This window comes from Novosphingobium sp. HR1a, assembly GCF_015594425.1.
GTDB lineage: Bacteria > Pseudomonadota > Alphaproteobacteria > Sphingomonadales > Sphingomonadaceae > Novosphingobium > Novosphingobium resinovorum_A.
Map to the genome: position 1 here is coordinate 16278 of NZ_JABXWS010000030.1, position 22895 is coordinate 39172.

The window sequence follows — 22895 nt, forward strand, 5'->3', positions numbered from 1 at the left end:
CGTTGCGTCGCCGGGTTTCATCCCTAAGTTGTCGCCCAATTCTAAAGTTCAGGAGTCAATCGATGTCCACTATTGCCGTCACCGATGCCAGCTTCGAGGCCGACGTCCTCAAGTCCGACAAGCCCGTCCTCGTCGATTTCTGGGCCGACTGGTGCGGTCCGTGCAAGATGATCGCTCCCGCCCTTGAGGAAATCGCCGAGGAACTGGGCGAGCAGGTCACTATCGCCAAGATGGACATCATGGCCAACACCGAGACGCCCTCGGCGATCGGTGTGCAGTCGATCCCGCTGCTGGTGTTGTTCAAGGACGGCCAGCCGGTGGCCAAGAAGCTCGGCGCCGCTCCCAAGAGCGCGCTGAAGGGCTGGATCGAAAGCGAACTTTGATCGCTTAGGTCTGAGGTTGAAGAGGCCCCTGCCGTGGGAACGGCGGGGGTTTTCTTTTTGCGAGAAGGCCCACCCCAGACCCCTCCCGCAAGCGGGAGGGGAGAAAGGACAGCCCTCCCGCTTGCGGGAGGCCCGGTAGGCTTGAGAGCGAAGCGAACTAGCCGGACGGGGTGGGCAAAGAGCCCCGGCCGTCAGCCTAGCCTTGCCACCACGTCCGCAAACGCATCCCACAGCGCCGGGCTCGACGCACCGATCAGGTCGCGGCGTTCGTACTCGTCCACGCGGTAGGCGCTGCCGTCCGGCCTTGCCGCCTTGCCGCCTGCCTCGTTGAGGAACAGGACGCCCGCCGCGTGGTCCCACGGCAGGGTGCGGTTGAACACCGAGATGTCATTGGCGCCATTCACGAGGCGGGGATATTGCTCGGCCGCGCAGCGCGGGATATCGACCAGGGTGTAGTGCGGGGCGATGTGCGTGAGCACCTTCTCGCGCGCGCCGTCATCGAGGAAGATCGTCGAGATCGCGGCGACCGGCGGCTCGGCCCCGGTGGTGCGCGCGGTGATCCGTTCCCCGTCGATCCAGGCGCCGCCGCCGAGGTCGGTGCGGCAGAAGCGGCCGGTCAGGCAGTCGAGGATCCAGCCGCCGATCGTCTCGCCCTTTTCCGCCAGCGCGACGAGAACGCCGAAGGGCGGCTTGCCGGCGGCGAAGTTGTTGGTGCCGTCGAGCGGATCGACGATCCAGCACAGGCGGTCCTTCAGGCGCTCCATCACCGAGGTATCGGCGAAGGCGGCTTCCTCGCCCACCACGTCGGCTTCGGGCAGGAGCGTGGACAGGCGCTCGGTCAGCAGCGCTTCGGCCTGCTTGTCGGCCACGGTGACGACGTCGTCCGGGGCCTTGGCGTCGATCTGGCTGGCGGCGAGCTTCTGGTAGTGCGGGAGGATCGCGTGCTCGCTCGCCTCGCGCATGATCGTCTCGACGGCGGCGTGAAGGGCGGGCGTCATCATGTCAGGGGGATCATCACCTGCGCGGCGAAGCCGGGGCGCTTGACGATGCGCGCGTACCAGTCGGCAATGGCAGGGAACTCCGGCTGCTCGATCCCGAAGGCGTCGAACTTCAGGTTGAACCAGGTGTAGGCGTAGACCCCCATGGGAATGTCGCCGATGCCGAACTGCGCGCCCGAGAGCCAGGGCTTGCCGGTGAGGTACGTGTCCATGATCGCCAACTGCTTCGCGCAGTCGGCGATGCCCTTGGCGATGGCGGCATGGTCCCACTGATCCGGCGACTGGCGCGCCGTGGCGAGGAACGGCGCGCGCTGCGCGTCGGCATAGGTGAACTGCCAGTCCATCCAGCGGTCGGCGAGGGCACGGTCGATGGGATCGGCGGCAAACCATGCAGCGCCGCCGTATTCGGCCGCCATGTAGCGCAGGATCGCGTTCGATTCCCACAGCACCACCTTGCCGTCCTCGATCGTGGGGATCAGGCGGTTGGGGTTCTTGGCGAGGTATTCATCGGTGAAGCCGAACCTTCCGCCTATGTCATGGCGCTGGTACTTGAGGCCCAGTTCCTCGGCGAACCAGGCCACCTTCTTGACGTTGTGCGAGTTCAGGCGGCCCCAGATCGTGAAGAACGGTGCAGTCATATCAGCTCCGGTAGTCCGCGTTGATCGAGATGTAGCCGTGCGTCAGGTCGCAGGTCCACACGGTTGCGGTGCCTTCGCCGAGGCCGAGATCGACCTCGATCGAGATGTCCTGACCCTTGAGATGCGCGGCGACGGGCGCCTCGTCGTAGTCTGCCAGCGGCAGGCCCTGCTGCGCGGCCCAGGTGCCGCCGAAGCCGATCGAGAGCTTGTCGCGGTCGGCTGGCTCGCCGGCCTTGCCGACGGCCATGACGACGCGGCCCCAGTTGGCGTCCTCGCCGGCGATGGCGGTCTTGACCAACGGGGAGTTGGCGATCGCCATGCCGACCTTGCGGGCACTCTCGTCCGACACCGCGCCCGATACGGAGACGGCGATGAACTTCTGCGCGCCTTCACCGTCACGCACGACGAGGTGGGCGAGCTGGCGGCAGACGTCATGGATCGCGGCGGCGAAGGCGTGGGCGCCGGGGCTGTCGAAGCCGGTGATCGGTGCATTGCCCGCCTTGCCGGTGGCGAAGGCGAGGACGGTGTCGCTGGTCGAGGTGTCCGAATCGACGGTGATGCACGAGAACGTGCGCAGGTTCGCGGCGGAAAGGCAGGCCTGCAGGAAGCCCGGCTCCACGGCGGCGTCGGTGAACAGGTAGCCCAGCATCGTCGCCATGTCGGGCGCGATCATGCCGGAACCCTTGATGATGGCGCTGATCTTCACCTTGGTATCGCCGACCATGGCGGTGGCGGCGGCGCCCTTCGCGAAAGTGTCGGTGGTGGCGATGGTATTGGCGGCGTCTTCCCAGCTGCAGGGCTCGGCGGTGAGGGCCTTTTCCACACCCTCGCGTGCCTTGTCCTTGGGCAGCGGCACGCCGATCACGCCGGTCGAGGAGACGAAGACCTGCTCCTTCGGACAGCCGATGTGCGCGGCGACCTGCTCCATGATCTGCTCCACCGCCTCGCGCCCGCGATAGCCGGTGAAGGCATTGGAATTGCCCGCATTCACCACCAGCGCGCGGGCGCGGCCGAGCTTCGCGTTCTCGCGGCCGAGATCGACCTCGGACGAGCAGCATACGTTCTTCGTGAAAACGCCCGCGACCGCGGTGCCTTCCTCCAGCGTGACGTACGTGAGGTCGCAGCGGCCCCAGTCCTTGTAGCCGGCGCGCACGACATGCGGCACGACCCCCGCGATCTCGGGCAGGGCGGGGAAGGGCGAGGCGAGCGGGGAGACGGGGTAGGACATGGCGGGTTGCCTAGCGTGTGGGTGTTGCAGGTCAAGGGCGGTTCGGCGGCCGCGCAAGGTGACGCAGGTTTACACGGTTGACACGGTCCAGAGGGAAAAGGTGTCACCTTGGCCCTGCAAGGTGACACATCCGGCCCTGAAAGTGTCACCTTGCGAGGTAAACCTGTCACCTTGTACGCGCAATGTGTCACCTTGCGACGCCACGGCGCGGGAGGAGCAGGGGGGCGGGCGGGGAGGATCATCGCCCGCAAATTACCGTCGCCATATGCCTGTAGGAAACCGCGCTTTTCAGGGTATCAAGCAGTGCCCGCCGCGTGAACAGTGACAGGGCTCGCGAACGCTGCTATAGCGCCGCCGCTGATGTCGCCCTGGTCGAATGTTGGGCGTCTCAATCGCACTCCTTATTCTCAGTGGCCCCAGAGGCGCGGTTCGTGCCAAGCGGGTTCGAGGCCGTAGACGATACGGATAAGGGAATAAGTTCATGATCACCGGAACTGTGAAGTTCTTCAATGCCGACAAGGGCTATGGCTTCATCGCGCCCGAGGACGGCAGCGGCGATGCCTTCGTGCACATTTCGGCTGTGGAGCGCGCCGGTCTGCGTACGCTCGACCGCGACCAGCGCGTGTCGTACGAGCTGGAAACCGATCGCCGTGGCAAGACTTCCGCGGTGAACCTCCAGGTCGCCTGAACCTTGCGGCAGGCGGGTTCCGGCATCGTCGGCCCGCTTGCCTGCAGCACGGTACGCATGAAAAAGAGATCAAGTAGCAGGTAATGGCAGCATACAAGGAACCGGGCTTCGACGCCCGCCGTAACGCCGCAGCCGAAGCGCGTGCAAAGGCGCTCGCAAAGCTCAAGGCGAAGACCCCCATCGATCCCGCCGTTCAGGCCGAGCGTATCGCCAAGGCGCAGGCGCGCGAGCAGGCCCAGGCCGAAAAGCGCCAGGCCGCCAAGGAACGCCGCGAGCGCGAAGCCGAGGAAAAGGCCGCAGCTGCCGCTGCGAACGCGCCCAAGCCCGAACTGACCGAGGAAGAGCGCAAGGCCGCGCGAGATGCCCGCTACGCCGCGCGCAAAGCCCGCCGTAAGTGATCCCGGCCGAGGCCGCCGCGCCTGCGGACGACCATCCGGTCCTCGAATCCGCTCCAGGCCCCGGCCTCCAGCTTGAAGAAGGCGACGAACTGATCGACGTCGCCTATGTGCCGAACGGCGATCGCCTGCGCCTGGTGCGCAGCGAAGGCGAGTTCGTCATTCTCCTCGATCGCCACGAACTCATGAGCACCGACCTCTACGCGTCGGAAGAAGCGCTCGCCACGATGACATGCGATCGGCTTGGCCTGCGTCCCGATCCGCAGTGGCTGATCGGCGGCTATGGCATGGGCTTCACCTTGCGTGCGGCGTTGGCCGTTCTGGACGACGCCGCCGAAGTGACCGTGGCCGAGATCGTCCCGCAGATCATCGACTGGGCGCTCGGCCCGATGCGGGTCTACACCGGCGAATGCCTCGACGATCCGCGCGTCCAGCTGGTGCAGGACGATGTGGCGATCCTCATCGATTCGGCGCGCGGTGCCTACGATGCGGTGCTGCTCGACGTCGACAACGGCCCGGAAGGGCTGACCCGGCGCATCAACGACTGGCTCTATTCCCGCGAAGGACTGGACGCGGCGATGCGGGCACTGCGTCCCGGTGGCATGCTTGCAATCTGGTCTGCGGCGCCCGATGCGGCGTTCGCCGCGTTGCTGGCGGAAGCGGGCTTCACGGTCGAGGTCGTGCCGGTCGAGGCGATGACCGGCGATACCGTCGGCGGCGATGATCTGGAGCACGTGATCCTGTTCGCCCGCAAGCCTTGAGCGCCTGCGTGTCGATAGTCGGGGCAAGCAGGCCCACGTGCGCTTTGCCGCAAACGCATGTGGACACATCCCGTCATCGACCCTATCTGACGTTCCCTATGGCCCATCGCCTGATCCTGACCCTGCTTGCCCTGCTTACCGGGCTCGCCGCACAAGTCGGCCCGGCCGAGGCGTTTGTGTCGCGGGTGTCGGCGGTGCAGGTCCTGGCCGCCCATGAAGTCGCCGCCAAGGCGCCGCGTGCGCCGGTCGCCCTTGCGCGGCTGCCCGAACCGGGACTGCGCAACACGCGGCTTCATGCGCCGCAGCAGCCGGTCGCCTTCGCGCCGGTCGCCGTGCCAGCGGTGTTCACCGGGATAGACCGCGCGCGCCAATAAGCGCGCCGCCCGGCAACTTTCGCATCCTCGCGAGCTTATTCACGCGCCCGGTCGTTCGGCCGCCTCCTTGTGAGCTTGGGCCGCGTACACCGACCATATGTAATTCACGAAAAACAGGGGTTCACCGCCATGCTCGGCGCACTCGTCAAGTCCATCTTCGGCTCGTCCAACGAGCGTTACGTCAAGTCGCTCGACAAGATCGTCGCCCAGATCAACGCCTTCGAGCCCGCCATGGAGGCCATGAGCGACGAGGAACTCGCCGCCCAGACCCCCAAGTTCCGCGAGATGCTGGCCAGCGGCTCCACGCTCGACGACATCCTGCCCGAAGCCTACGCCACGGTGCGCGAAGCCTCGAAGCGCGTGTACGGCATGCGCCACTTCGACGTGCAGATGATCGGCGGCATGGTGCTCCACCGCGGCGAGATCGCGGAAATGCGCACGGGCGAGGGCAAGACCCTCGTGGCGACCGCGCCGACCTACCTGAACGCGCTGGAAGGCAAGGGCGTTCACGTCGTCACCGTCAACGACTACCTTGCCCGCCGCGACGCCGAGCAGATGGAGAAGCTGCACGGGTTCCTCGGCCTGACGGTCGGCGTGATCGTGCCGAACCTCAACGAGTGGGAACGCCGCGAGGCCTACGGCGCCGACATCACCTACGGCACCAACAACGAATTCGGCTTCGACTATTTGCGCGACAACATGAAGCACGAGCGCAGCCAGATGGTGCAGCGCCCCTTCAACTTTGCGATCGTCGACGAAGTCGACTCGATCCTGATCGACGAGGCGCGCACGCCGCTGATCATCTCCGGCCCGACTGACGACAAGAGCGAGCTTTACGTCCAGGTCGACGCGATCGTGAAGCAGCTGCTGCCCGAGGACTACGAGGCGGACGAGAAGACCAAGAACATCTCGCTGACCGAGGACGGCGTCGAGAAGGCCGAGCGCATGCTCGAGGCCGCCGGGCTGCTCGAAGGCTCGAACCTCTACGATGTCGAGAACACGCAGGTCGTCCACCATCTCGACCAGGCCCTCAAGGCCGTGATGATGTTCAAGCGCGACACCGACTACATCGTCAAGGACGAGAAGGTCGTCATCATCGACGAGTTCACCGGCCGCATGATGGACGGCCGCCGCTGGTCGAACGGCCTGCATCAGGCGGTCGAGGCCAAGGAAGGCGTCAAGATCGAGCCGGAGAACCAGACGCTCGCCTCGATCACCTTCCAGAACTACTTCCGCATGTATCCCAAGCTCTCGGGCATGACCGGCACCGCCGCGACCGAGGCGCCGGAATTCTACGACATCTACAAGATGAACGTTGTCACCATCCCGACCAACGTGCCGGTGCAGCGCGTGGACGAGGAGGACGAGTTCTACAAGAACACGCTCGACAAGTTCGCCGCCATCGCCAAGCTGATCCGCGAGAAGTACGAGACCGGCCAGCCGGTCCTCGTCGGCACCGTGTCGATCGAGAAGTCGGAACTGCTGTCGGACTTCCTCAACAAGGAAGGCGTGAAGCACTCGGTCCTGAACGCGCGTTTCCACGAGATGGAAGCGCATATCGTCGCGCAGGCAGGTTCGCTCGGTGCCGTGACGATCGCCACCAACATGGCGGGCCGCGGCACCGACATCCAGCTGGGCGGCAACGTGGAATTCCGCGTCGAGGACGAACTGCGCGACATGCCTGAGGGGCCTGAGCGCGACGCCGCGATCGCGAAGATCAAGGCCGAGGTAGGCGAGCAGAAGCGCCTCGTCCTCGAAGCTGGCGGCCTGTGCGTCATCGGCACCGAGCGCCACGAAAGCCGCCGCATCGATAACCAGCTGCGCGGCCGTTCGGGCCGTCAGGGCGATCCGGGCCTGTCGAAGTTCTACCTCTGCCTCGAAGACGACCTGCTGCGCATCTTCGGCCCCGACACGCTGTTCTCCAAGATGATGAACAGCAATCTGGCCGACGGCGAGGCGATCGGTTCCAAGTGGCTGTCGAAGGCCATCGAGACCGCGCAGAAGAAGGTCGAGGCCCGCAACTACGAAGTGCGCAAGCAAGTCGTCGAATACGACGACGTGATGAACGACCAGCGCAAGGTGATCTACGAGCAGCGCTCCGACATCATGGATGCCGAAGCGGTGGACGATGTCGTGGTGGACATGCGCCATGACACCATCAACTCGCTGGTGGCCGATGCCTGCCCGGCCGGTTCCTACCCCGAGCACTGGAACATCGCGGTCCTCAAGGAGAAGGTGCAGGACATCCTCGCCATCGACGCCCCGATCGAGGCGTGGATCGAGGAGGACGGCCTCGAACCCGAGGACATCGAGCAGCGCATCACCGAGCTGGCTGATGCCCACATGGCCGCGAAGATGAGCCAAGACGACCCGGCAATCTGGCGCCAGGTGGAAAAGTCGATCCTGCTCGACCGGCTCGACCACTACTGGAAGGAACACCTCGCCACGCTCGACGCGCTGCGCCAGGTGGTGTTCCTGCGCGCCTATGCCCAGAAGCAGCCGATCAACGAGTACAAGCAGGAAGCCTTCGGCCTGTTCGAGCGCATGCTCGACGGTATCCGCGAAGACGTGACGCGCATCATCTCGGTCAGCGAACTGCGCATGCCCGAGCAGACGCAGCTGCCTGAACTGCCGGACTTCCTGACCGGCCACATCGACCCGTTCACCGGCCTCGACGATTCGGCGGACGGCGATGGTTCGGCGCAGATGGCGCAACTGTTCGGCAACCTCGCGGGCAGCCCCGAGGGTGTCGTGCAAGGTGCTCCGGCAGGTGCAAGCGGCGAGGGCAACCCCTGGGCCGATCTCCAGATTAGCCGCAATGCGCCGTGCCCCTGCGGTTCCGGCAACAAGTACAAGCACTGCCACGGCGTGCTGGCCTGATCGCACCGCATATGTTCGAAAAGGCGTCGCCGTACACCGGCGACGCCTTTTTCGTATGTCTTCCAGAAACTTGGGATTTCGAGTGTATCTAAGTATACACTAGTAAAAGTCTCTCTGTTAACAAGATAACCGGCCTTGTAATTTTCCTGACAGGGTTGATTACTATTCGCCCGTCTTTGCGTGAGTTAGTCCCTGCGCTCGAGGCATCTTTGCTTCGTCATGAGGGGGACATCATGTTTGGTAGTGCGACACCCAACACGCTTGCCGTGAACGCGGCCCCGTGCCTGATCAACGCGCGCCTGATCAACGCGCGGGGGGCGGTCAGCGCCATGGCGCTTGCGGCTTCTCTGGCTCTGGCGGCGCCGGTCCTGGGGCAAACCGTCATCAATCCGGGGTTCGAAAGCGGCGACACCACCGGCTGGGTGCTCACCGGGGGCACCTGGACCAGCACGGCGCAATGGCCGCCTGCGGACTCGACCTGGGCAGGGGCGCCCAATTCCTACACCATCACCAATGCGGGCGACCTCGATCCGTTCACCGGCACGCCGACCGTGTTCGCGGGCAACCACGCGATCCGGCTCAACGACATGAGCCCCAACTATGGCGTCACCGCGCTCTCTCAGTCGGTCGCCAATTACACCGGCAACAAGCTCTACTACGCCTGGAATGCGATACTCGAGCCGTCGCACGGAGCGACCGACAGTCCCTCGTTCATCATCAAGGTGGTGGACAAGACGACCGGCAAGGTCATCAACAACATCGCCTACAGCGCCTATACCGCGCAGAACACGACGATCTTCCGCCAGGCCGGGCGTTACGTGACGAGCGACTGGAAGGTCGAGGACATCGACATGGTCGCGGGCCATGACTACGATCTGCTTTTCGTAGCGCTCGACTGCCCATACGGCGCGCACTCGGGCTATGTCTACGTCGACGGCTTCGGCAATGCCATTCCCAGCGCCAACGCGAACGTCGACTTCGACCCCGCGACCGACCTTACGCGCGGCTCCGACGTGCTGATCCCGATCGGCGGCGACATTCCAGACATCGATCTCGCCAAGGCGTTCTACACGACGCAGGAAGTAAACGATGGCGACGTCAATCCGAACTTCGTCGGCGGCACCCTGCAGTTCGCCTCGGGCGGTGACGTGGCCACCGCGTTCACGGTCCAGAGCCAGGGCGGCACGATCGACAGCAACGGCTTCGACGTCGGGCTGACCGGCGGCCTGACCGGCGTTGGCGGCATGACCAAGACCGGCGCGGGCGCCCTGACGTTGTCGAGCGCGATCAGCACGCTCAACGAAGGCTTCGTGGTCGATGGCGGTGCGCTGCTGGTCAATTCGGCGCTCTCGGCCGCGAGTGTCACCGTCAACGACGGCGCGCGGCTGGGCGGCAGCGGCACGATCGTGGCCGACGTCACGGTCAATTCCGGCGGCACGCTCGCCCCGGGCAACAGCCCCGGCACGCTGGTCGTCGCGGCGGGTGACGTGACCCTTGCCGACGACGCGACCTTCGAAGTCGAGATCGACGGCCGCACCTACAACGCGGCGGGCGGTGCGGGCACTTACGATCGCCTGGCTTTGACCACCGGCGCGACGTTCCAGCCCAACGGCATCCTCGCGCCGACCTTGCGCGGGATCACTGGCGGCAACAACACCTTCACCCCGGTGGTGGGCGATACCTTCGTGATCGTCGATGGCGGCGCGGTCGGCTCGGGGGCGTTCGATTCGGTGGTGCAGCCGAGTTCGGGACTTGCGGCCAACACGCGCTTCGACGTGATCTATCGCTCGACGCAGGTGCTCGCGGCGGTGACCCCGACCAGCTTCGCCACGTTCGGCGCGGGCGCGGGATGGAAGCGCAACGCGGTATGGGCAGCGGCCGGGCTCGACGGCGTCCGTCCGGCGGCCGGCGCGCGCAGCGGAGCCTACTATCCGCTGTTCAGCGGCCTCTACGGCTACGACGCAGGGGAACTGGGCTATGCCTTCTCGCAGATCAGCGGCGAGATCCATGCCGACACGCTGCAGATGGCGCTGAGTTCTGCGCGCGACATCAGCCAGACCGCGCTGAGCGCCGCGCAGGAACCCTGGGGCTGCTCGCCTGCGGTGCAGACGCCCGGCCAGTTCACCGACCCGGCGCCGCAAGGCACCGACGATGGCTGCGGCGTGGAATCGACCCGCAAGGGTGCGACCGCATGGGGTCGCTACATCGGCCAGTCCACCGAAGTGGGCGAGGACGGCATCGCTTATGGCTACGACCGCAAGGCGCACGGCGTGATCGCAGGCATCAACGCGGTGAACATCGACGGCACCCGGATCGGTATCGGCGGCAGCTATACAGACGGCGACATGTACAGCGATGTCGGCAGTTCGGCGGCCATCAAGACTTGGTCCGCCTTCGGTTACGGCGCGCATCGTTTCGGTGCACTCTCGCTGGGCCTCGTGGTGGGCTACAACGAGGCGAGCCTCGATACGATCCGCAACGTCGGCCTGATGACCGGCAACCAGCGCGCCACCGACAGCTACAAGATCAAGACGCTGACGGCCGCACTGGAAGCCAAGGTAGACCTCAAGCTCGGCGATCGTTCGGTGATCCGGCCCGTCGCCGGGATCGAGATCGCGCGCAGCAAAGCGGGTTCGGTGGCCGAAACGGGTTCCACCGTCATCGGCCTAACCATGCCGAGCGAGAAGTGGACCAGCGCACGGACCAAGCTGGGCGCGGAACTGGCGATCGGCGTCGGCAATCCGGTCGAGGCCGGTCTGTTCGGCAACTGGCGCCACGAACTCAAGGACGCGACGGCCGTGCGCACCGCCGAACTGGGCGCGGCGGATTGGCTGGTGTCGAGCGTCGATGCCGACAAGGACTCGTTCGAGGCGGGCGGCCAACTGGGGCTCAAGCTGACCAACGGCATCAAGATGCGCGTCGAATATGCGATCGTGCGGCAGGGTGATTACCACACCGACCGCGCGACAGCAGGCGTTTCGATCAAGTTCTGATTGGCGGAGGGGAGGGGCGCGGTGAAGGCCGCGTCCTTCTTTCTAGTTCTCGATTCTACAGCGTGATCGCCGTCACCTGTATCATTGTCATTCCCGAGAAGTCGGGAGCCCATCTCCTTCCTGACGGTGCCGGTTGCACCGGCGTCAGATGGATCCCCGCCTTCGCGGGGATGACGGATGATGTTTTCAGACAAACACTCACCCTCGGTCCACTCCAAGCCCATCGCAGCCCCATCTTTGTAAACGAAGCAATGGTGGTCTCCGGAGCGGGTCCAGAGCAAACCAGCCCTTACCTTGCTATTGAAAATTGATCGCATTAGTTGACCTTTGAGAGAGGCAAGGGACAATGATGCGCGCATTTCGATTCTTCGGCCCGAGCAGCAAGCAGTGACGTCCGGCGACATGCTTCTGGCGCTCGCCTCCGCGGCGGGCATTGCCGGTGTCGCGGCCTTGCGCCTTGCGTGGCGGCAAGCCCGGCGCTCGATGCCTTTGAATGCCCTCGGCTGGGCGCTTCTGCTCGTTTCCTCAGTGGTCGGCTGGATGGGCGCCGGGGCGTGGGGCACCTCCATTGCTGCGCTCTGGTCGATGGGCGCGGCCTTCGTGCTGCTGGTCCATGCGGCGCTTGTCTCGGAGCCTGCGAAGGTTGCCGCTTCCAACCGCCGCGCCGGAATGCTGCCCGAGAGCGGTGAACCATTGCGCCTCGGCGGGCGCGTGCTGACGTTCGTGCTGGTCGGCATCGTCTCGGCATTGCCCTCGGTGGGCGCGGCGCTGGCGATTGCGGCGCTGGGGCGGATGCTGGGATGGAGCCTCGCCAATGCTCTGGCGCTGGCGTTCTTCGCCATGCCGCTGGCGTGGATGCTCATCGCCTATGCGGTGCTGATGCAGCCTGCGCGGCGCGGGCAGATCAAGGTGCTGGCCATTTCCTCTTTGCCGACATGGCCCGCGCTGGCCGCAGGACTGCTTTCATGACGACCGCTCCCGAACCTTCCACCGTCAAGCGCGCGCTGTCGGCCCATGCCGCGATCGGGCTGATCGCTGGCGCCTTGCTCTACATCGTCAGCCTGACGGGGACGATCGCGGTGTTCTACGCAGAACTCCAGCGCGCCGAGCAGGACAAGGCGCCCGAGATGGCCACCATCGCGCCCGTCGCCGTCCAGCGCGGCGTGGAAGCGGCGCTGAAGGCCGAGCAGGGCGGGCCGGTCACCACGCACCTCTACGTCCACATGCCGGTCGAGGAACTGCCGCGCACGACCATCACCACCGACACCCGCGCCACCCATGTCGCGGCGGATGGCCGGCTCGCCAATGCCGAGGAGATCGGCTGGTCGGACTTCCTGGTGGAGCTTCACTACACGCTGAACCTGCCGGCGCTCGTGGGCATGTCGATCGTCGGCATCCTCGGGGTGATGATGCTGGCGCTGTCGCTCACCGGCGTCATCGCGCATCCGCGTATCTTCCGCGATGCCTTCCTGCTGCGCGCGCGCAACCAGACCGGGCTCGGGTTGGCGGACTGGCACAACCGGATGAGCGTATGGTCGCTGCCCTTCACGGTGGCCGTGGCGCTGACCGGCGCGGTGATCGGGCTCGGGTCGATCACGGCTTACGCCATCGCCTCGCTCGACCATGGCGGCGATATAGAGGCGGTGTACCAGCCCCTGTTCGGCGAGGAGGGCAAGCCCGACAAGCGCGTTGCTCCGGCGCCCAACGTGGCGGCGGCGCTCGACTACATGGCGCGGCATTATCCGCAAGTGACGATCACTTACGTGACGCTCCACGATCCGCTGACGCGCGGGCAGGAGATTCAGGTCTCCGCGCTCCACGCAAGGCGCCTGATCTTCGGTGAGAGTTACCGTTTCGATGCGGGCGGACGCTTCCTCGGCGTTGCGGGCCTCGCGGACGGCGAACTGGGGCAGCAGGCGGCGGCCTCCAACTACCGGCTGCACTTCGGGAATTTCGGCGGATTGCCGGTCAAGCTGGCTTACGTTCTGTTCGGCACGGCGCTGACGGCGATCTGCGCGACCGGAACCTACATCTGGCTTGGCAAGCGGCGGCGGCGCGGCCACGACGAACCGCGTCTGCTCAAGGCATGGGACGCGGTGGTATGGGGGAGCCCCATGGCGCTTGCCCTGACGTTGGTGGCGCGTTTCGTCATCGGCAACGCAGCACCGTTCGCGGCGATCTTCTGGATCGGGTCGGCGCTGGTGCTGGCGGCGGCCTTTGCGCCTTTCGCGCCGCCGCGTTTCCGCCGTGCGCTCCAGATCGGGCTGGTCGTCTCGTGCGTGGGAGCAGGGGGACTGGCTCTGGCCTGAGCCGTCAGATGACCGGCACGAAGGGCGCGCGCGCCGCCTTGGCCTGATAGAGCGCGGCGTCGGCCCGCTTCACCGCTTCGCCCAGCGTCGCGTCCCCGGCAGCGACATGCGCGATGCCGATGCTGACGCCCCAGCCCGATCCGGCGCCATGGTCGGCAAGGTAGGTCTTCAGCGTCCGCGCGAAGGCTTGTGCATCCTGCGCGGGCGGCAGCAGCACGAGGAACTCGTCGCCGCCATGGCGGATCACCTGCCCGGACGACTTCGCCGCCAGTTGCCGCGCTTCCTGCCCGATGGTCGCCAGCACCTCGTCTCCGGCGGCATGGCCGAAACGGTCGTTGATCGACTTGAAGTGATCGACGTCGAGGGCAATCACTCCGGCCCCCGCGACGAGGAAGCGGGGCGCCACGTGTTCCAGCCCGGCCCGGTTCCACGTGCCCGTCAGCATGTCACGCAAGGCAGCGTCGCGCAGGCGGCTCTGTACTAGTTCCACCGGGATCGCCAGTAGGCCGAGGTTGAGCACGCCGAGCAGGATCTGGTCGGACAGCATGGCCAGCAGCGCCACCCACTCGTCTCCGGGCATCGCCCAGATCGTCGCGACGATCGACAGCATGTAGCCCGGCAGGTAGGCCAGCATCGACAGTCCCGCCATGCGCCGCCCGGACGATTGCGCCGCGTTGCCGGTGAAGGCCAGGATGTACCCGGAAAGCCCCATCGAGATCGACAGGCCCAGCGCATCGCCTATCGTCTGCCAGATGCCGTAGGGCTGAACGAGCCCCGCGGCGCCCAGCACAAGCGGCAGGCCATGGCCCAGGGCGGCGCTGGCGATGGGAATGATCATCCAGCGCACGAAGGCGCTGTGTCCCTCCAGCAGGCGAGCGCCGGCCACCGGCAGCACGTTGGTCATTCCGAGCACTGCATAGAGCAGGGTGACGATGACAGGCGTGCGCAGCGGCGCGAACGAAAAGGGGAGGATCGCGCCGCTGTAGAGCAGCGAGGACATGCCCCAGCACAGGAAGTGCCGCTCGCTGCGGGCGCGCAAGAACAGCACCGTGAAGACGATGCCGAACGCCATCGAGGCGAGGATGCTGCACAGGCGCAGCGTATCGACGTCCGGAAAGCTCATTTGCGGCCCCTTATGGCCGGGGCCGTCTGGCAGCAAATGGTTAATTTACGATGGCGCGGATCAGGGCATGCACCATGACGGAAAAGGCTGTCAGCGCCCGGCAGGCTCACGGCTCAGGCGGGTCATGAGCAGGGCGGCGCGCTTGATCTGGCGTGGGAAGCTGGAAAGGTCGACGCGCTCCTCGGGTGTATGATCGCCGCTGCTCGACGGGCCGAGCCCTGCCAGTCCATCGACGTACTGTGCGACGAAGCTGATGTCGCCCGCACCGCGCTTCAGCGGGTCGAGCGCGGGCATGGCCTTCAAACCGAGGTCGGTGTTGATCGTGTTGAGCCGGTCGAGCAGCGCCTGGTTGCCGGGCGTGGGCGCCATCGGCGGATAGCCGTCCTTGAAACGGATGGCCGCGTCGGTACGCGGCAGGTGACGGGCGACGATGGCCTGCATCCTGGCCTTGACCCGCTCGACCTGCTCGGGCGTCAGAGCGCGGTAGTCGCCCTTGGCGATCGCGACGGGCGGGATGATGTTGGTCTTGCCGGTGGCGGTGACTTGCGCCTCGTCCCCGCTGAGCGCTGCCGTGGCGCCGCCGCCGACGAGGCCGATGTTGAAGGTCAGGTTGGGCTCGGGCAATTCCTCGCGGAAGGCGGTGATGATGCGCGCGAGTTCGAAGACGGCGCCGTCGCCTACCTCCGGCGAGAAGGTGCCGCTGGAATGCGCGGTGATCCCGCTGGCGGTGATCGTGTAATCCCCCGCCGAGCGCCGCGCGACCGAGCCGTAGTCCTGTCCGTCGACGATCACCAGCCCCTCGAAATCGAGCGCGACGTCGGCCCGCTTGCCCGCCGCGACCAGGTCGGCGCGGGCGAGGCTGACGGGCTCGCCCGCAGCCTCCTCGTCGCCGGTGAGGACGACCTCGATGTTGGCGCCCGCCAGCGTGCCCGCCGCCTTCATCGCCTTGAGAGCGGCGAGCATCACCACGACGCCGCCCTTGTCGTCCGCCGCGCCGGGGCCGTGCAGCATGGTGCCCTCGCGCCGGGCGGTCTGGAAGGGGGAGCCTGGCTCGAACACGGTATCGAGATGGCCGATCAGCAGCATCCGGGTCGTCCCGCGCTTGCCCTTGTGCGTGGCGATGAGGTGCCCGGCGCGGCCCACCGCATCCATCGGCACCCAGCGCGTCTCGAAGCCCAGCGCCGCGAATTCGGGCGCGACCATGGCGTTCACCTTGCGCACGCCGTCAAGATTACGGGTGCCGCTGTTCTGCGCGACGAGCTTTTCGAGCAGGGCGATATCGCTTTCCGTGCCCGCATCGGCGGTGCTCACGATCTGGCGTTCGGCAGGCGATAGCGCTGCGAGGGCCGGCGCCGCGCCGAAGGTCAGGGGAAGCAGGGCGGAGAGGGCGGCGATGCGGATGCGAGACATGGCCCTACGATAGCCCCGATGCGGTCCGGCGCAAGGCCGCGGTGGACAGGACCTGCCGGGGCGGGCATCGTCGCGCCGGTCCATTCGAACGAGGTCGAACGATGCGCATCGCCGTCTATGGCACCCGTAGCTATGACCGCACGTTTCTGTCAGCTGCCAATGCGGATCATGGTTTCGACCTGCAATTCCTCGATGCTCCCCTGACGCTCTCGACCGCCCGGCTCGCCGAAGGGCACGAGGCGGTCTGCGTCTTCGTCAACGACAAGGCCGACCGGGCCGTGCTCGAAGCGCTCGCGAGTGCAGGCGTGCGGCTGCTGGCGCTGCGGTGCGCGGGGTACAACAACGTCGATCTTGCCGCCGCCGACCGGCTCGGGATCGCGGTGGTGCGGGTGCCCGCCTATTCGCCCCATGCTGTGGCGGAATTCTCCGTCGGGCTGCTGCTCTCGCTTGACCGCAAGATCCACCGCGCGTGGTCGCGGGTGCGGGAGAACAACTTCGCGCTGGACGGGCTTGTCGGCCGCAATCTCCATGGCCGGGTGGCGGGCGTCGTCGGCACCGGCCAGATCGGCGCTCTCGTCGCCCGCACGCTGCGCGCCGGGTTCGGCTGCGACGTGCTGGCGAGCGATCCGGTGGTCGATGAGGGGCTGGTCGAAATCGGCGTGCGCTACGTCGAGCGAGAGGCTTTGCTCCGCGAATCGGAAATCGTCACGCTGCACTGTCCCCTGACGCCGGATACGTATCACCTGATCGATGCCGCCGTCCTCGTGGCGGCGCGGCCGGGTCTTGTTGTGGTCAACACCAGTCGCGGCGCCCTGATCGACACCGCCGCGCTGATCGAGGCGCTCAAGCAGCGCCGCGTCGGCGGCGTCGCCCTCGATGTCTATGAGCAGGAGGCGGGGGTCTTCTTCGACGACCTGTCCAGCGAGATCATCGACGACGACCTGCTGCAGCGGCTTCTGACGTTCCCCAACGTGCTGATGACCGGGCACCAGGCATTCCTCACCGAGGAAGCACTGGACGCGATCGCGCGGACCACACTGCAGAGCGTAAGCGACTTCGCAGCCGGCCGCGCGCTGCCGAACCGGATTCGATCGGAGACGGTAAGAAGCTGATCTTTGGAAGTATTATCCGCTGTCGCGCGCCCGCTTGGGGTCGGGCGGTCATCATCCTGTGATCATGATCTGGAGCGGAAGAAGTTGGCTCCCATTTCAGTATACGTCTAAAAAAATTCAATATTCGTATCCGATGAAGCAAGAAAAACCATATCACGATATCGCGCTATGGCAAGAAATTCATTGCTAAAGGTGGCGGTCCAGTCTTGCGAATTTGCGAAGGATGCGCCTTTGTCATTGCCACGAGAACCCACGCATGGGGTTCGCAAGCGTGATCGCGATCGTAAGGAACGTATCAAATCAGCAGGAAGTCCTAAAGAATCCTTGAGAGAACGTGCCGTGGCTTTCGTGCGCGAGCGGGGCGAAGTGAGAACCAAGGACCTCACAGGCATTGGTATCCCTCGCTGTTATCTCTCCCGCATGTGTCACGAAGGGCTGCTCCAGAAGACCGGATACGGCCGTTATCGGATTGCAGGCTGATTCTCCATCGACAGAAAAACGGCAGCTTAGAATCCCTGTCGGAAACTGTGGCGCCTCCGCTGCTGATGGGCCAGGGATCGCACCTCGCTTGTTGACCCTATCCACATGTTCAATGAGCAGGTTGCAAGCCTGTATGCTTGCAACCGTGGCCTTCCGATCGGGCTGGCAGTTCAGAACCCCGCAGGGCCTGTGGCACATCCAGCCATCTGTTGGACCACGATCATGATGCAGCAAGGCGCTTCGCGACGTAAGGGGGTAGGGCACTGAAGTGCCGATTGTGCCGACGCTTGCCCTTTGGGCCGGATTCTGCGCTCCTGGCTACAGATCCTGTGCCGCCGGTTGGGTTAGCTGATTTCTTCCAAACTGCGTCATATTCTGGGGCCGATGTCATATGGGCGTATAGATTGTCCCCAATTCTGAGCGACGACCGAAACGCTCGGGGCGCAGCATGATTCCTTTTGATGGTCAGAGTCGCGGCGAACGCGGGCGCATGGCTTTGCTCCGTCATATCGAGCGAACCGGATGCACCATCGCCGGCGATCCGGTCTGGACTGATGACGAGATCGCCCGTTTGTGCGCTGCCTTTCCCGACAGGAAAGCTGCCTGCGTGGCTCTGCCGCGCAGAACCCTTGCAGCTGTTATGCACAAGGCGCGGCAATTGGGGCTCGTACCTTCTCGCCGGATATGGACCAGCGATGAGGCTATTCGCCTGCGGAAGCCCTATGTGGCAGGCATTCCCATGTCGGAATTACTCGAGATGTTTCCAGGCAAGACCCGCTCGCAAATATGGAGGAAGGCCCGCGATAAGGGATATCGTCGCCCCCGGCGTGCGCCCACGCCAACTGGAATGCCGCTTGTCGACAGCATTCGCAAACGCGCGTTCGAATGCCGCCTTTCGATGACGGACCTCGACGCCTTTGTTGGCAGGCGGCGATATTTCGTATCGCCCAGCTACATGGATTGGCGCGCTCTCCAGCGGGCGATGATCCTTCTGGGCGGGCGACCCACGATATTCTGGGCCCATGCCTAGCTCCGGAAGCGATCAGGCAAAGGGCATATCTGAGCCGTTTTGGTCTGAGGTGGAGGACCAGGTGCTGCGGGAAATCTACCCAGACTATCGCGCATTGCGGCGCCTGCTGCCTGGTCGGACCGTTGCAGCTATCAAGCATCGTGTGCGGAGAATCGGGATCGTGGTCCGGCGCCATGTCTGGACCAACAAGGAAGTGCTACGCCTTCATGCTGCTTATCGTGACAGCGTGTCCGACAATGAACTCATCAAGCTCTTCCCCGGACTGCGCTTGTGTCAAATCAAGAGCAAGGCATCCCATATCGGCGCCGTCCGAAGACAACCGAGTTTGGTAACGTTCGAAGACCCCACGCTCGATGCGATCCGTCGCCGGTCAAAAGAGATGCAAATCTCCTTTGTTGAACTGGACAAGCGGGCAGGGACGGGGCGTTTCTTCCAGAAATCATGCCGTCGCCCTTCGCTGAAGCATATCGCTCATGCGGCACGCATCCTGGAGGCGCAGGTCGGGATCGAGTGGCTTGATTGATGCCGATTGATCGTGTCGCCTGCCAGTTCCGTCATCGACGCTGCCAAGGTGACCGCGGCGTATTTTACCGATCGCCATTGTACAAATCATCGCGTGTCCAGGCGCTGGTACGGATGATCGTCTGGCGCTCAAGGCGTGCAAGCAGGGCCGCGCGTGCGGCGAGCGCAAGCCTACCAGACGGTGCGACTGGACCGATTTGCGCGATTGCTCGTCCATGGATGGTGACAAGATAGCAGTGCCCGTCAGCCACGTCTTGGAAGATGGTGGGCAGTTTGGACTTTGCGTCTGTCGCCGATATCGTCTTCCTCATCGGATGCTAGATCAACGTTCGGGGCAATCCATAATTGTTTGGTGCTTATAAGCGATTTGCGAGAATGGGAAAATCGCCCACTCGTATAATATGAGGCTGATCCACCACCCATTGTCGGGCGTTCGGCAATTGGGACATTCCGGTCAGTCGCCTTCGGAGAGGCGGCCATTGGAAAGCCGACATTCAGTCCGCTTGGGGCGCTCTCGGTCTCTGCTCTGACTAAAGGCATTGATGTCGCGCACCTGCGTGACTGAAACGAAATGCCAGCAAACGATTCAACGTCGAACGCAGCGGAAGCCGATGTGCGAGGTGGAAGTGTCGATCATCTCGGGATGGCGCGCGGCGGGGCGGTAGCGCTGGCAATAGTTCGCTGCGCACAAGTGAGAACCGCCCTTGAGCACCTTGCGGCCAATCCGCACGCCCGGCTGGGCGGGATCGAAACTGTCCTTGAGCTTGCCGCCGCGCGGGTTGCTTAGCGTGCAGCACGATCGGCCTACCTTCTTGCGGGCCACTTCGGGCGTCTCGCTCCACCAGTCGCTGGTCCATTCCCAGGTGTTGCCGATCATGTCGAACACGCCGTAGCCGTTGGCAGGATAGGTCCCGACGGGCGAGGTCCGTTCCCAGCCGTCCAGGATCTGGTTGGCGAAGGGGAACAGGCCCTGCCAGTAGTTCGCCAGCATCGCGCCGTCCGGCGCCAATTCGTCGCCCCAGGCATAGTCCGCGCCGTCCAGCCCGCCGCGTGCGGCGAACTCGAATTCGGCTTCGGTCGGCAGGTCCTTGCCTGCCCAGTCCGCATAGGCCTGCGCGTCGGCATAGGCGATCTGGACGACCGGATGGTCCCACAAGCCGAGCGCCTCGACGTCGCGATCCGGTCCCAGTGGATGGCACCAGTCGGCGCCGAAGTCGAACCGCCACCAGTTGGCGGGATTGCCGGTATCGACCGGGGCGGCGGTTTTGTGGAAGACCAGCGAGCCGGGCTGCGCCATCTCGGGCGGCATGCCGGGGTACTGCGCAGGATCGGGCGCGACTTCGGCGACGGTGCGATAGCCGGTCGCCGCGACGAACCGTGCGTACTGGCGGTTGGTGACGGGCGTGGCATCGATCCAGAACCCATCGACCGAAACGCGGCGCACGGGCGCTTCCTCGGGATAGAAGGTTTCCGATCCCATCGCGAAAGTGCCGCCGGGAATACGGACCATCCCGGCCGGCGCCTCACGTTGCGCATCCGTCATTGCGATGCCGTCCTGCAAAAAGATCACCCGTCCTTATCCTCGACCTGGACCTAGCGGCTGGCGGCGCACCGGGCAACGCACCCGGCACGCCCCCGCCCGCTCAAGCCGCCCGCTTCAGGGCTTTGCCGCAGGGGTTGCGGCATCCTCGGGAAGTGCCACGCCCTTCTGCGCGGCGTAGCGATCCCAGTCCGCTGTTAGTTCGGCCAGCTTGTCCGCATGGCTGGCGGCAAGGTCGGTGCTTTCGGCCGGGTCGGTCGCAAGGTTGAAGAGCTGCCACTTGCCCTCGCCAACCCCGTCGCGCGGGTAGGTTGAGCCGGATTTCGGCAGGTAGACCGCCTTCCAGTCGCCCTTGCGCAGCGCGCGGCGATAGAACAGCTCGGTGCCGACCGGCTCGTCCGGCGAGCGCACTTCGCTGGCCTTCTCGGCCAGGACGGGGACCAGACTGTGCCCCTCGAACGGCAGGATCGTGCGGCCCTTATAAGTGGTCGGCTGGGTCAGCCCGGCAAGGTCGAGCAGGGTCGGCGCGATGTCGGTGACGCTCAGATAGCCGCGTGCGATGCGATTGCCGACGACGTCCTTGCCCGAGGCGAAAGCCGAGACCCGCGTGCCGCCTTCGGTGGGATAGCCCTTCACCAGCCACGACGGGGTACTGTTGGCCTGCGCCCAGCCCGCGCCGTAGCCGACGTAGGAGGTGGCATTGCCGATGTTCTCCAGCCGGTTGTCGATGCCCAGTTTCTTCGCGCCGCCCGGCACGCCGCGGACCTGGAACGGAGCGTCGATCTCGCTGCCCTCGGGGCCGTTGTCGGACAGGAATACGATGACCGTATTGTCGTACTGGCCGGTGCGTTTCAGTTCGGCGACCACGCGGCCCACGTTCTGGTCCATGCGGTCCACCATCGCGGCGTAGACTTCCATCTTGCGCGCCTCGAACGCCTTCTGCTCGGCCGTCAGGCTGTCCCACGGCTTCACGCCGTCGAGCGCATGGGGCTGCTGGTCGAGCGCGACGAGGCCGAGCTTCTTCTGCCGTTCGAGCCGCTGTGCGCGCAGCACTTCGTAGCCCGCGTCGTAGCGGCCCTTGTACTTCGCGATCGTCTCGGAAGGGGCCTGCATCGGCCAGTGCGGTGTCGTGAAGGTGAGGTAGGCAAAGAACGGGCGCTTGTCGGCGGCCCCTTCATCAAGGAAGCCGATCAGCTTGTCGGCGAACTCGTCCGCCGAGTAGTGACCGACCGGGAACTTCACCAGCTTGCCGTCCTGCCGGTAGAGCGAATTGGCCTTAGCCTTGGTCCACGCCGCATTCTGGTCGGCGCCGAAGTGATTGCCCAGCCCCTGCAGCAGCGCATAGGAATGGTCGAACCCGCGTGCCGCCGGGCCGCGATCCTCGGTGAGGCCGAGGTGCCACTTGCCGGACATCAGCGTGCGGTAGCCGCCCTGTTGCAGCAGCTCCGCGATCGAGGCGACGCGGTCGTTGAGATAGCCTTCGTAGCCGGGCCGATCGGCAAGGGTGGCGGGGCGCGATTCCACCATGGTCCCGATCCCGGCTTCGTGGTTGTCCACGCCGCTCAGTAGCATCGAGCGGGTCGGCGAACATGTCGGCGCGGTGTGAAAGCCGGTGAAGCGCACGCCGCTGTTGGCCAGCGCGTCGAGGTTGGGCGTCGCGATTTCGCCCCCGAAGGCGCCGAGGTCCGACCAGCCGAGATCGTCGGCGACGATGACGAGGAAGTTCGGACGCGCAGCACTCTGCGTAGTGCCCGGTGCGGCAGCCGATGCGGGCACTGGCGCGGCGGGAAGCGCCTGCGCAGCGGCGGGACGGGTCATCAGAGTGCTCATGAGAGCGGCGGCAATCAGGGCGGCCTTGCGGGTCACGTCGGTTCCGTTCGTGGCGATGCGTGGGAGCGCAAGACCTAACGGGAGCATTTCCGGCGGCCCACAAAGTTTTACTCTACCAGTTATGTAGAGAATCTTTGTTGCCGCGCACCATGAGTTCTCTACTCAAATAGTTGAGTTTCAGGCGGCCGCCCGGTCGCCGGT

At 65.3% G+C, this 22895-nt stretch carries 19 protein-coding genes; 12 read left to right on the forward strand and 7 right to left on the reverse strand.

The genetic code is table 11. The features are described from left to right. Window positions 1–62 precede the first annotated feature (62 nt). Window positions 63–383 carry a thioredoxin gene (gene trxA / locus HWN72_RS05810; RefSeq protein WP_069707606.1) on the forward strand — a complete coding sequence of 107 codons (321 nt, stop codon included), beginning with the start codon at window positions 63–65 and terminating at the stop codon, window positions 381–383. A 191-nt stretch (window positions 384–574) separates the two neighbouring features. On the opposite strand, the gene HWN72_RS05815 is transcribed toward trxA, so the two are convergent. From HWN72_RS05815 to argJ, 3 genes are read right to left on the reverse strand one after another with little or no spacing between them, the layout of a single operon-like run. Next, window positions 575–1384 (reverse strand): inositol monophosphatase family protein, encoded by an 810-nt coding sequence (locus tag HWN72_RS05815; protein WP_083274566.1) that lies wholly within the window; start codon window positions 1382–1384, stop codon window positions 575–577. Beyond that, window positions 1381–2019 carry a glutathione S-transferase family protein gene (locus HWN72_RS05820; protein ID WP_069707607.1) on the reverse strand — a complete coding sequence of 213 codons (639 nt, stop codon included), beginning with the start codon at window positions 2017–2019 and terminating at the stop codon, window positions 1381–1383. The genes HWN72_RS05815 and HWN72_RS05820 overlap by 4 nt, the downstream gene beginning before the upstream one ends. A gap of 1 nt (window position 2020) precedes the next feature. Further along, window positions 2021–3247 (reverse strand): bifunctional glutamate N-acetyltransferase/amino-acid acetyltransferase ArgJ, encoded by a 1227-nt coding sequence (gene argJ / locus HWN72_RS05825; RefSeq protein ID WP_008829657.1) that lies wholly within the window; start codon window positions 3245–3247, stop codon window positions 2021–2023. Window positions 3248–3728: 481 nt separating this feature from the next. Here argJ and HWN72_RS05830 point away from each other — a divergent pair, with 481 nt between their 5' ends. From HWN72_RS05830 to HWN72_RS05865, 8 genes are all read left to right on the forward strand, one after another. Next, entirely contained in the window at window positions 3729–3935 is a 207-nt protein-coding gene (locus HWN72_RS05830) for a cold-shock protein (RefSeq protein ID WP_008830881.1), read from the forward strand. An 83-nt stretch (window positions 3936–4018) separates the two neighbouring features. Continuing rightward, a complete protein-coding gene (locus HWN72_RS05835) occupies window positions 4019–4333 on the forward strand; it encodes a DUF6481 family protein (RefSeq protein ID WP_008830880.1) in 315 nt (104 codons plus the stop codon). Then, window positions 4330–5091: a spermidine synthase gene (locus HWN72_RS05840; protein WP_211149966.1), complete on the forward strand. Its 762-nt coding sequence runs from the start codon at window positions 4330–4332 to the stop codon at window positions 5089–5091. The genes HWN72_RS05835 and HWN72_RS05840 overlap by 4 nt, the downstream gene beginning before the upstream one ends. A 59-nt stretch (window positions 5092–5150) precedes the next feature. Then, the gene (locus HWN72_RS05845) at window positions 5151–5465 is read left to right on the forward strand and encodes a hypothetical protein (protein WP_231958137.1); all 315 of its coding nucleotides are present in this window, start codon (window positions 5151–5153) and stop codon (window positions 5463–5465) included. A 129-nt stretch (window positions 5466–5594) separates the two neighbouring features. Beyond that, on the forward strand, window positions 5595–8345 hold the full coding sequence (gene secA / locus HWN72_RS05850; RefSeq protein ID WP_036522695.1) for a preprotein translocase subunit SecA: 2751 nt from the start codon (window positions 5595–5597) through the stop codon (window positions 8343–8345). A 233-nt stretch (window positions 8346–8578) separates the two neighbouring features. Beyond that, the gene (locus HWN72_RS05855) at window positions 8579–11338 is read left to right on the forward strand and encodes an autotransporter outer membrane beta-barrel domain-containing protein (protein WP_069707609.1); all 2760 of its coding nucleotides are present in this window, start codon (window positions 8579–8581) and stop codon (window positions 11336–11338) included. Between the two features lie 387 nt (window positions 11339–11725). Continuing rightward, complete coding sequence (locus tag HWN72_RS05860) at window positions 11726–12307, forward strand: hypothetical protein (RefSeq protein ID WP_083274567.1); 582 nt, start codon at window positions 11726–11728, stop codon at window positions 12305–12307. Next, window positions 12304–13647 (forward strand): PepSY domain-containing protein, encoded by a 1344-nt coding sequence (locus HWN72_RS05865; RefSeq protein ID WP_069707610.1) that lies wholly within the window; start codon window positions 12304–12306, stop codon window positions 13645–13647. The genes HWN72_RS05860 and HWN72_RS05865 overlap by 4 nt, the downstream gene beginning before the upstream one ends. Before the next feature lie 4 nt (window positions 13648–13651). Here HWN72_RS05865 and HWN72_RS05870 read toward each other — a convergent pair whose 3' ends face one another. After that, window positions 13652–14770, reverse strand: a complete 1119-nt coding sequence (locus HWN72_RS05870) for a diguanylate cyclase (RefSeq protein WP_211149967.1) — start codon at window positions 14768–14770, stop codon at window positions 13652–13654. A gap of 90 nt (window positions 14771–14860) precedes the next feature. After that, a complete protein-coding gene (locus HWN72_RS05875; RefSeq protein WP_069707611.1) occupies window positions 14861–16180 on the reverse strand; it encodes a M20/M25/M40 family metallo-hydrolase in 1320 nt (439 codons plus the stop codon). Window positions 16181–16281: 101 nt separating this feature from the next. Between HWN72_RS05875 and HWN72_RS05880 the strand changes: the two genes are divergently transcribed. The 3 genes from HWN72_RS05880 (at window position 16282) to HWN72_RS05890 (ending at window position 19325) form a co-directional block, all read left to right on the forward strand. Further along, window positions 16282–17292 carry a 2-hydroxyacid dehydrogenase gene (locus HWN72_RS05880; RefSeq protein WP_211149968.1) on the forward strand — a complete coding sequence of 337 codons (1011 nt, stop codon included), beginning with the start codon at window positions 16282–16284 and terminating at the stop codon, window positions 17290–17292. Window positions 17293–18220: 928 nt separating this feature from the next. Continuing rightward, entirely contained in the window at window positions 18221–18802 is a 582-nt protein-coding gene (locus tag HWN72_RS05885; protein ID WP_155986149.1) for a hypothetical protein, read from the forward strand. Between the two features lie 61 nt (window positions 18803–18863). After that, a complete protein-coding gene (locus HWN72_RS05890; RefSeq protein ID WP_155986150.1) occupies window positions 18864–19325 on the forward strand; it encodes a hypothetical protein in 462 nt (153 codons plus the stop codon). Window positions 19326–19910: 585 nt separating this feature from the next. Here the strand turns inward: HWN72_RS05890 and HWN72_RS05895 are convergent. Then, complete coding sequence (locus HWN72_RS05895; protein ID WP_375154515.1) at window positions 19911–20867, reverse strand: formylglycine-generating enzyme family protein; 957 nt, start codon at window positions 20865–20867, stop codon at window positions 19911–19913. A 114-nt stretch (window positions 20868–20981) separates the two neighbouring features. After that, window positions 20982–22682 carry an arylsulfatase gene (locus HWN72_RS05900; RefSeq protein ID WP_375154516.1) on the reverse strand — a complete coding sequence of 567 codons (1701 nt, stop codon included), beginning with the start codon at window positions 22680–22682 and terminating at the stop codon, window positions 20982–20984. Window positions 22683–22895: the final 213 nt, after the last annotated feature.

Excerpts from the sequence above, each read along its gene's own strand:
- HWN72_RS05895 (WP_375154515.1), bottom strand. The coding sequence starts at position 20,867 with ATGACGGATGCGCAACGTGAGGCGCCGGCCGGGATGGTCCGTATTCCC.
- HWN72_RS05880 (WP_211149968.1), top strand. The coding sequence starts at position 16,282 with ATGCGCATCGCCGTCTATGGCACCCGTAGCTATGACCGCACGTTTCTG.
- HWN72_RS05820 (WP_069707607.1), bottom strand. The coding sequence starts at position 2,019 with ATGACTGCACCGTTCTTCACGATCTGGGGCCGCCTGAACTCGCACAAC.
- HWN72_RS05835 (WP_008830880.1), top strand. The coding sequence starts at position 4,019 with ATGGCAGCATACAAGGAACCGGGCTTCGACGCCCGCCGTAACGCCGCA.
- trxA (WP_069707606.1), top strand. The coding sequence starts at position 63 with ATGTCCACTATTGCCGTCACCGATGCCAGCTTCGAGGCCGACGTCCTC.
- HWN72_RS05865 (WP_069707610.1), top strand. The coding sequence starts at position 12,304 with ATGACGACCGCTCCCGAACCTTCCACCGTCAAGCGCGCGCTGTCGGCC.
- HWN72_RS05870 (WP_211149967.1), bottom strand. The coding sequence starts at position 14,770 with ATGAGCTTTCCGGACGTCGATACGCTGCGCCTGTGCAGCATCCTCGCC.
- argJ (WP_008829657.1), bottom strand. The coding sequence starts at position 3,247 with ATGTCCTACCCCGTCTCCCCGCTCGCCTCGCCCTTCCCCGCCCTGCCC.
- HWN72_RS05885 (WP_155986149.1), top strand. The coding sequence starts at position 18,221 with ATGATTCCTTTTGATGGTCAGAGTCGCGGCGAACGCGGGCGCATGGCT.
- HWN72_RS05830 (WP_008830881.1), top strand. The coding sequence starts at position 3,729 with ATGATCACCGGAACTGTGAAGTTCTTCAATGCCGACAAGGGCTATGGC.
- HWN72_RS05815 (WP_083274566.1), bottom strand. The coding sequence starts at position 1,384 with ATGATGACGCCCGCCCTTCACGCCGCCGTCGAGACGATCATGCGCGAG.
- HWN72_RS05855 (WP_069707609.1), top strand. The coding sequence starts at position 8,579 with ATGTTTGGTAGTGCGACACCCAACACGCTTGCCGTGAACGCGGCCCCG.
- HWN72_RS05875 (WP_069707611.1), bottom strand. The coding sequence starts at position 16,180 with ATGTCTCGCATCCGCATCGCCGCCCTCTCCGCCCTGCTTCCCCTGACC.
- secA (WP_036522695.1), top strand. The coding sequence starts at position 5,595 with ATGCTCGGCGCACTCGTCAAGTCCATCTTCGGCTCGTCCAACGAGCGT.
- HWN72_RS05900 (WP_375154516.1), bottom strand. The coding sequence starts at position 22,682 with ATGACCCGTCCCGCCGCTGCGCAGGCGCTTCCCGCCGCGCCAGTGCCC.